Source organism: Nocardia sp. NPDC006044 (genome assembly GCF_042871115.1).
GTDB lineage: Bacteria > Actinomycetota > Actinomycetes > Mycobacteriales > Mycobacteriaceae > Nocardia.
Genome location: NZ_JBIAID010000001.1, coordinates 1,546,306 through 1,554,397 on the forward strand (window position 1 = coordinate 1,546,306; position 8,092 = coordinate 1,554,397).

The 8,092-nt window shown below is 68.4% G+C and carries 7 protein-coding genes and 1 pseudogene; 6 read left to right on the forward strand and 2 right to left on the reverse strand.

From position 1 onward, the window contains the following. Positions 1-551, reverse strand: a pseudogene (locus ACFYO1_RS07365) (hypothetical protein); the annotation flags it as partial. A 22-nt stretch (positions 552-573) separates the two neighbouring features. Between ACFYO1_RS07365 and ACFYO1_RS07370 the strand changes: the two are divergent. From ACFYO1_RS07370 to ACFYO1_RS07395, 6 genes are all read left to right on the forward strand, one after another. Further along, a complete protein-coding gene (locus ACFYO1_RS07370) occupies positions 574-816 on the forward strand; it encodes a HypC/HybG/HupF family hydrogenase formation chaperone (RefSeq protein ID WP_387228068.1) in 243 nt (80 codons plus the stop codon). After that, positions 813-3,833: a Sua5/YciO/YrdC/YwlC family protein gene (locus ACFYO1_RS07375; RefSeq protein WP_387228070.1), complete on the forward strand. Its 3,021-nt coding sequence runs from the start codon at positions 813-815 to the stop codon at positions 3,831-3,833. The genes ACFYO1_RS07370 and ACFYO1_RS07375 overlap by 4 nt, the downstream gene beginning before the upstream one ends. A gap of 16 nt (positions 3,834-3,849) precedes the next feature. Next, a complete protein-coding gene (locus tag ACFYO1_RS07380) occupies positions 3,850-4,176 on the forward strand; it encodes a HypC/HybG/HupF family hydrogenase formation chaperone (protein WP_387228072.1) in 327 nt (108 codons plus the stop codon). Continuing rightward, a complete protein-coding gene (gene hypD / locus ACFYO1_RS07385; protein WP_387228074.1) occupies positions 4,173-5,285 on the forward strand; it encodes a hydrogenase formation protein HypD in 1,113 nt (370 codons plus the stop codon). The genes ACFYO1_RS07380 and hypD overlap by 4 nt, the downstream gene beginning before the upstream one ends. Beyond that, entirely contained in the window at positions 5,278-6,357 is a 1,080-nt protein-coding gene (gene hypE, locus ACFYO1_RS07390) for a hydrogenase expression/formation protein HypE (protein ID WP_387228076.1), read from the forward strand. The genes hypD and hypE overlap by 8 nt, the downstream gene beginning before the upstream one ends. 138 nt (positions 6,358-6,495) lie before the next feature. Beyond that, on the forward strand, positions 6,496-7,254 hold the full coding sequence (locus tag ACFYO1_RS07395) for a DUF6390 family protein (RefSeq protein WP_387228078.1): 759 nt from the start codon (positions 6,496-6,498) through the stop codon (positions 7,252-7,254). Between the two features lie 71 nt (positions 7,255-7,325). On the opposite strand, the gene ACFYO1_RS07400 is transcribed toward ACFYO1_RS07395, so the two are convergent. Continuing rightward, on the reverse strand, positions 7,326-7,724 hold the full coding sequence (locus ACFYO1_RS07400) for a YybH family protein (RefSeq protein WP_387228080.1): 399 nt from the start codon (positions 7,722-7,724) through the stop codon (positions 7,326-7,328). Positions 7,725-8,092: the final 368 nt, after the last annotated feature.

Here is an 8,092-nt window from a genome sequence, read left to right on the forward strand (position 1 = left end):
GGCGTCAAGCCCGCGTCGGATGTCAGCCCGGCGTTGGATGTCAGCCCGGCGTTGGGCGGCGGGTCGGCGTTGGCCGTCGGGTCGGTGTCGGATGTGGAGCCTGCGCCGGGCGTCGAGCCCATGTCGGATGTCGGTCCTGCGCCGGGCGTCAAGCCCGCGTCGGATGTCAGCCCGGCGTTGGATGTCAGCCCGGCGTTGGGCGGCGGGTCGGCGTTGGCCGTCGGGTCGGTGTCGGATGTGGGGCCTGCGCCGGTCGTCGAGCCCATGTCGGATGTCAGCCCGATGTTGGCCGTCGGGTCGGCGTTGGATGTCGGGTCTGCGTCGGGCGTCAGACTCGCGTCGGATGGCAACCCGGTGTTGGGCGGCGGGTCAGTGTCGGATGTCGGCCCGGTGTCGGGCGCCAGGCCCGTATCGGATGGCAGCCCGGCGTCGGATGTCGGGTCCGCGCCGATCGTCAGCTTCCCAGGGGACTTCACGCTCGGGGTGGGTGCCCAGGTGTCGCTGGACTTCGAATCTTCGGTGCCGGCGCTCGATGACCAGTCGTCTCCCACAACTCGACAGGAGGGATGACCTATGTGCCTCGGTATTCCCGGCCGGGTCGTCGAGATCCTCGACGGCTACCACGATCAGGTCGCGCTGGTCGATGTCCAGGGGGAGCGGCGGAAGGTGAATATCGGGCTGCTGGAGGATGATCCGGCGCGCCCCGGCGACTGGGTGATCATTCATATGGGCTTCGTGCTGGAGAAGACCGACGAGGCCGGCGCGGCGGCGGCGCTGTCCGGGCTGCGCATGCTCGGGAGCGGTGAAGAACCATGACCACGCACCGGTCGCGGCGCAAGGTGGTGGTGCGCGGCGTGGTGCAGGGGGTCGGTTTCCGGCCCTTCGTCTACACCACCGCCGCGGAACTGGCGCTGTCCGGGCAAGTTTCGAACGACAGCTCCGGCGTGATCATCGAAATCGAAGGCGCACCGGACGATCTGAACGAGTTCGTCCGCCGCCTGCGGGCGAGCCCGCCGCCGCTCGCCGTGGTCGAATCGGTCGAACAGGAGACCATCTCCCTGCGCGGCGGCACCGGCTTCCACATCGCCGACACCACCCGCGACGGCGCGGGCCGCACCCTGGCCTCGCCGGATGTCGCCCTCTGCGCGGACTGCGCCCGCGAACTCGCCGACCCGGCCGACCGCCGCTACCGCCACCCGTTCATCAACTGCACCAACTGCGGCCCCCGCTTCACCATCATCGCGAGCCTGCCCTACGACCGCCCGCACACCTCGATGGCCGACTTCCCGATGTGCGCCCGATGCGCCGCCGAATACGCCGACCCCGCCAACCGACGCTTCCACGCCCAACCCATCGCCTGCCCCGACTGCGGCCCCACCCTCGCCTACACCGGCTCCGGCGATCCGCTCACGGCCGCCCGAAACCTGTTGCGCGACGGCGGCATCCTCGCCGTCAAAGGCATCGGCGGCTACCACCTCGCCTGCGACGCCACCAACGAATCCGCCGTCGCCGAACTACGCAGGCGAAAGCGCCGCGGCGACAAGCCATTCGCGATCATGGTGCCCAACCTGGACACCGCCCGCGCGATCGTGGAGGTAGACGCCGCAGCCGCCGCCCTACTCACCAGCCCCGCGAGACCAATAGTGCTATTGCCTCGCGGTGGCGTCCCCAGGGCCGCTCCGGCGACCAATACCTCACGGATGTCGGATAACTCGCGGGTGGTGGTCAACTCGCAGGCGGCAGTCGACTCGCGGACGGCAGGTGCCTTGCGGGGGCCAGCTGACTGGCGGACGACAGGTGACTCTCGGACGGCGAGTGCCTCGCAGACAGTTGCCGACTGGTCAACGGCAGGTCGCGTGCCGACAGAGTTCGGCCCAGCGGCGCCCCCGCCAGCGTGGCCAGTTCCCGAATCCATCGCGCAGTCGGCACAGCGAGACCCGGCTACGCCCAACAATCTGGCTGCGGCCGACCGGCCGGTCCATGGTAAGTCCGAAATCCGCATCGGGGGCAGCACCGGCCCCGTGCGGCACGCCCCTGCAGTTCCGGACACCCAAACGGTAGGGTCCGCGCGGCTCGATGAACATGGACAGGTGATTCCGGCGGACTCCGTAACTCCGGACGCTCCCGATTCGGGTGCCAGGTTTGCCGCAAGCGCCGCTATACGAGACAGTGCCGTCGCATCGGTTGGCGCAGACCAGGTCTGGGTGACGGGCGATGGTGTCGGGGTTGCGGCTGGCAGTGGTGCCGGGGGTGTGGTTCCGACGGAGTCGATGGCGCCGGACGACCCTGATCCGGGTGTCAGGTCAGCTGAGTCTGGTGCTCCTGCCGCTATGCGGGCCGGCGCTGTCGCATCGGTTGGGGCAGACCAGGTCTGGGTGTCGGGCGATGGTGTCGGGGTTGCGGCTGGCAGTGGTGCCGGGGGTGTGGTTCCGGCGGAGTCGGTGGCGCCGGGCAACCCTGATTTGGGTGTCATGATTGCCTACGCGCCTTTGCATCTGCTGTTGTTCGGGTTGCCCGGTGATCCGCCGGGGCCGCAGGTGCTGGTGATGACTTCGGGAAACCTTGGCGGTGAACCGATTTGCTATGACGACGATGACGCGCGGGCCCGGCTTACCGGTCTGGCCGATGGTTGGCTCTCGCATAACCGGCGCATCCTTGTACCGTGCGACGACTCGGTGGTCCGGCTGGTCGACGGGATCGAGCTGCCGGTGCGCCGATCGCGCGGCTACGCGCCGCTGCCGCTGGCGTTGCCCATCCCGCTGCCGCCGACGCTGGCGGTCGGCGCCGATCTGAAGAACACGTGTGCGGTGGCGGACGGGCGGTATGCGTGGCTCAGCCAGCACATCGGGGACATGGACGATCTCGCGACGCTGCGCGCTTTCGATGACGCCGAACACCACCTCGAGCGGTTGACCGGCGTCGAGCCGATCCAGATCGTCGCCGACGCCCACCCCGGATATCGGTCGACCGCGTGGGCGCAGCGCAATGCGGGGGACCGGCCGGTGCGGCTGGTTCAGCACCATCACGCGCACATCGCCGCCGTAATGGGAGAGCGCGGATTGGGCGCGGCGGCAACGGTTCTCGGGATCGCCTTCGACGGCACCGGGTTCGGACCGGACGGCGCGGTGTGGGGTGGTGAGGTACTCGCGGCCGGGTACAAGGGATTCCGGCGATTGGCCCACTTGAAGTACGCGCCGCTGGCGGGCGGTGACGTGAGCGTGCACCGGCCGTATCGCATGGCGCTGGCCCACCTGTGGGCGGCGGGCATCGAGTGGTCGGAGTCGATTCCGTCGGTGCGAGCCTGCCCGGCCGCCGAACGTGCCGTGCTGACCCATCAATTCGCGACCGGCCTCGGTTGTGTGCCGACCTCCAGCATGGGCAGATTGTTCGACGCGGTGTCGTCACTGGCCGGTGTCCGGCAGGCGGTGGATTACGAGGCGCAGGCGGCGATCGAACTCGAGGGATTGGCGCGCGGTGTTTCGGACGACGCCGGGTACCGATTCGCGATAACCACCGACGAGCCGGCGCTGCTCGACCCGGCTCCCGTTCTCGCCGCGGTCGTAGCGGATGCGGCACAAGGCATTCCGGCCTCTGTGATCGGCGCTCGCTTCCACGACGCGGTGGCGCACCTGATTCTCGAACTGGCGGTGGCCTATTCGACCCCGTCGACCCCGGTCGCTCTCTCCGGCGGCGTCTTCCAGAATGCCCTGCTGCTCTCGCGCGCACGCGCCCTGTTGCAGGACAACGGCTTTCAAGTCATCTCCCATCGCAGACTCCCGCCCAACGACGGCGGGCTCGCGTTCGGGCAACTACTCGCGGTCAGCGCGGGATGAGGAAAGGAGTGCGACCATGTGCCTGGCCGTACCAGGAAAGGTGCTCGACCTGCAGGAACGCGACGGCACCCTGATGTCGGTCGTCGACTTCGGCGGCGTGCACAAAGACGTGTGCCTGGAGTACATCCCGGACGCCGCGATCGGCGACTACGTGGTGGTCCACGTCGGCTTCGCCATCCAGCGCCTGGACGAGGAATCGGCGCTGGCGACGCTGGCCGAGTTCGAACGCCTCGGCGTGCTCAACGAGGAATTCGGCGACGGCTTCGCGCTCGCGGCGAAACAGGCCGGCCTCGCCGATCCCACCGCCGCACCAGCCCAACCAGAGACAGAGGTGACGTCATGAAGTATCTCGACGAGTTCAGCAATCCGGACCTGGCCGCGAAGCTGCTCGACAAGATCCGCGCGGTGACCACGCGCCGCTGGGCGATCATGGAAGTCTGTGGCGGGCAGACGCATTCGATCATCCGGCACGGCATCGACCAGCTGCTGCCGAACCAGATCGAGATGATCCACGGCCCCGGCTGCCCGGTGTGCGTAACCCCGCTCGAGGTGATCGACAAGGCGCTGGCGATCGCCGCCCGCCCCGGCGTGATCTTCTGCTCGTTCGGCGACATGCTGCGCGTGCCGGGCAGTTCGAAGGACCTGTTCCACGTCAAGAGCGAGGGCGGCGACGTGCGGGTGGTCTACTCGCCGCTGGACGCGCTGAACATCGCCCGCGACAACCCCGACCGCCAGGTGGTGTTCTTCGGCATCGGCTTCGAGACCACCGCGCCGGCCAACGCGATGACCGTGTACCAAGCCAAACGCCTTGGTATCGAGAACTTCTCGCTGCTCGTCTCGCATGTACTGGTGCCGCCGGCGATCGCGGCGATCATGGAGTCGCCGAGCTGCCGGGTGCAGGCGTTCCTCGCCGCCGGACACGTGTGCAGCGTGATGGGCACCGAGGAGTACCCACCGCTGGCCGCGAAATACAAAGTGCCGATGGTGGTTACCGGTTTCGAGCCGCTCGACATCCTGGAAGGCATCCGCCGCACGGTGATCCAGCTCGAGGCAGGCAAATACGAACTGGAGAACGCCTATCCGCGCGCGGTGCGGGCGGCGGGCAACCCGGCCGCGCGGGCCATGCTGCGCGATGTCTTCGACGTGACCGACCGGGCCTGGCGCGGCATCGGCATGATCCCGCTGAGCGGATGGAAGCTGTCCGAGCGCTATCAGGATTACGACGCCGAGCTGCGGTACTCCGTCAGCGACATGCACACCGACGAATCGTCGATCTGCCGCTCCGGCGAGGTGCTGCAAGGCCTGATCAAACCGCACGAGTGCGCCGCGTTCGGTAAGCAGTGCACGCCGCGAAACCCGTTGGGCGCCACCATGGTCTCCTCCGAGGGCGCGTGCGCGGCCTACTACCTGTACCGGCGTCTGGACCTGCCCGCGGAGGTGGCTCATGCCTGACGAAACGGTCGGCGCGGGGGCGACCATCGACATGGAGAGCTGGGTGTGCCCGATGCCGCTGCGGGACGCGCCCAATATCGTGATGGGGCACGGCGGCGGCGGTGCGATGTCCGGCGAGCTGATCGAACACCTCTTCCTGCCCGCCTTCGGCGCGGCCGCGGACGCCGGGCTCGGCGATTCGGCGGTGGTCACCCTCGGCGGTGTGCGGCTCGCGTTCTCCACCGACTCGTTCGTGGTGAAGCCGCTGATCTTCCCCGGCGGTTCGATCGGTGATCTCGCGGTCAACGGCACGGTCAACGACCTCGCGATGTCCGGCGCGCGCCCGATGGTGCTGTCCACCGCGTTCATCCTGGAGGAGGGCACCGCGCTCGCCGATATCGCCCAGGTGGCCAAGGCGGTCGGCACGGCGGCGCTCGCGGCCGGGGTCACTCTGGTCACCGGCGACACCAAGGTGGTCGATTCCGGGCACGGCGACGGCATTTTCATCAACACCGCGGGCATCGGGGTCGTGGACGACGGCGTCGACATCCGGCCGCAGCGTGCGCGACCCGGCGATGTGGTGATCGTCAGCGGCGATATCGGGGTGCACGGCGTCGCGGTGCTGAGCTGTCGCGAAGGGCTCGAATTCGGCACCACCGTGTGCAGCGATACCGCGCCGCTCAACGGCCTGGTCGCCGCGATGCTGGCCACCGGCGCCGACCTGCGCGTGCTGCGCGACCCCACCCGGGGCGGTGTGTCGGCCACGCTCAACGAGATCGCGCGCGCCGCGAAAGTCGGTGTGTCACTGGATGAACGGAAGCTGCCGGTGCCCGCCGCCGTACGTGACGCGTGCGGTTTGCTCGGGCTCGACCCGATGTACGTCGCCAACGAGGGCAAGTTGGTCGCCTTCGTCGCCCCGGACGAGGCGGACATGGTGCTGGCCGCGATGCGCGAGCATCCGCTCGGTTCGCGCGCGGCGGCGATCGGTGTCTGCGTCGAGGAACATCCGGGCATGGTGGTCGCGCGGACGGCGCTGGGCGGCACCCGGGTGGTCGATCTCCCGGCGGGGGAGCAGTTGCCCCGAATCTGTTGAGCCAGGCTCGCCGGGCGGCGCGCGGTGCCGATAGCCGGGGCGAGTGGTTGCCCCGCAGCTGTCGTGACGGCACTCGCGCTGTCGATCTCCCTGAAGGGGGGCCTCCGGAGCTGTTGAGATAGAGGGGAATCGAACGCATTGCGAGAGGAGTCGGCGATCGCGCGGATCGAGAGTGGCACGGACATCTTCGCCAGGTACGCCTACGCGCCGAACCGGCTCGGGTTCTGCGGACCGCCGGAGGCCGTCGCGTTACGCGGCGGCTCCGAGGCCGATGTGCGCGCGGTAGCCCGGCAGTTCTCCGGTGCGTGGCCGTATCTCCAAGTGATGGCCAAGTTGGCCGGTATCGCCGACCCACTGGATCACCGTCTTGTCGAGTCGTATTGGCTCGGCGGCGGTATCGGCGCCCACCTCGACCCCGAACTGTTCGCCGCCGAGCTGCTGGCCGTCATTGCCCCGCTGGCCGGTCACTACTGGTCGCATTTGACCGCGGACATTGCCGCCGAAGCGGCCGCCAATCACTGTTTCCACGTACTCGGTGTGTATCCGTGGACCCGTTTACTGAGAAAGGGCAAGAGCAATCATCCGATCCAGGTCCTCGACGGTTGCCGAATCTCCTGGGGCACCGTAATCCGCTGCGCCGGAACCGATATCACCTTGAGCCGCCGCGAATTGCGGTGGAACGGCCACGAGTTGAGCCTGTCCGACCCCGCCCCTCGGCACGCGGAAATCTGGACCGACGGCTACTCCGCCGTCCCCGACGTCGCCCCCGGCGATCAGGTCGCGGTCCACTGGGGTCGCCTGTGCGGCCGCTTGGACCCCGACCAGATCCGTGACCTCGAGGCCAGCACCGACCGCCAGCTACACGTCACCAACCGGCGGCTGGCGGCATCGCGTTGAGCCGCTACCGTTTTCGCGTCGGCGGACCAGCGATGGAGCCAGACCGGGGTGACAGTCGCGCTGACTCGAGGTCAGGTCGCTACACCTGAGGGATTGTCGATGACGTAGCGCCACTGCCCGTCGGCGCCGCGCCGGGCAACATCGGTCGCGGTGCCGCCCATATCGATCTCGCGTCCGTCGGGACCGGTGCCCGTCAACGACCATTCGATCACGAGCAGAGCGATATCGTTCGCGATATACGCCTGGCGCAGTGCGGCTTTCATGGGTACGCCCAAACCCATGAAATCGGCGAGGGCAGCGGCTCGTTCCGCGCCGGTGACCGGATACCCAGGCCGGGGGACCACGACCGCGTCAGCTTCGTAGAGCCCGTCGAGCGCGGCACGGTCACGCGCATTGAACAACTCGACCCAGCGTGCAACGTACTCGGCCAGGTCGGCGTGTGCGGACCCCGCATCGTGATTGGTTGTCATGTTCACCCAGCGTATCCACGCCCCGAGCTCCGCACCACAGCCAGTCCGCCGGCGCTGGCCGCCGAGTCAGAATGCCGGCGTCATCGGGTCATAGACCGTGAGGTCGTCGCCATTGACCGAGTCATACTGGGCGGCAACTCCATCGGCGATCTCCCAGTGTCCGGATGCCCGCTCGATAACCTCCCCAGAACCTCACACCCCGGTCGGGCACCGAGCCGAGGCATAGGAGCCACCAACAGGACACGGCGAAGCCTCCCCTCACATCTCCCCACGACAAGGTCCCGCAGACCGTGAACCCGATCCGCGGGCGGGACATGACGGCGCTCCCACTCGCACGTTGCTGCCGTCATGTCCCGTTGGCCATGAAT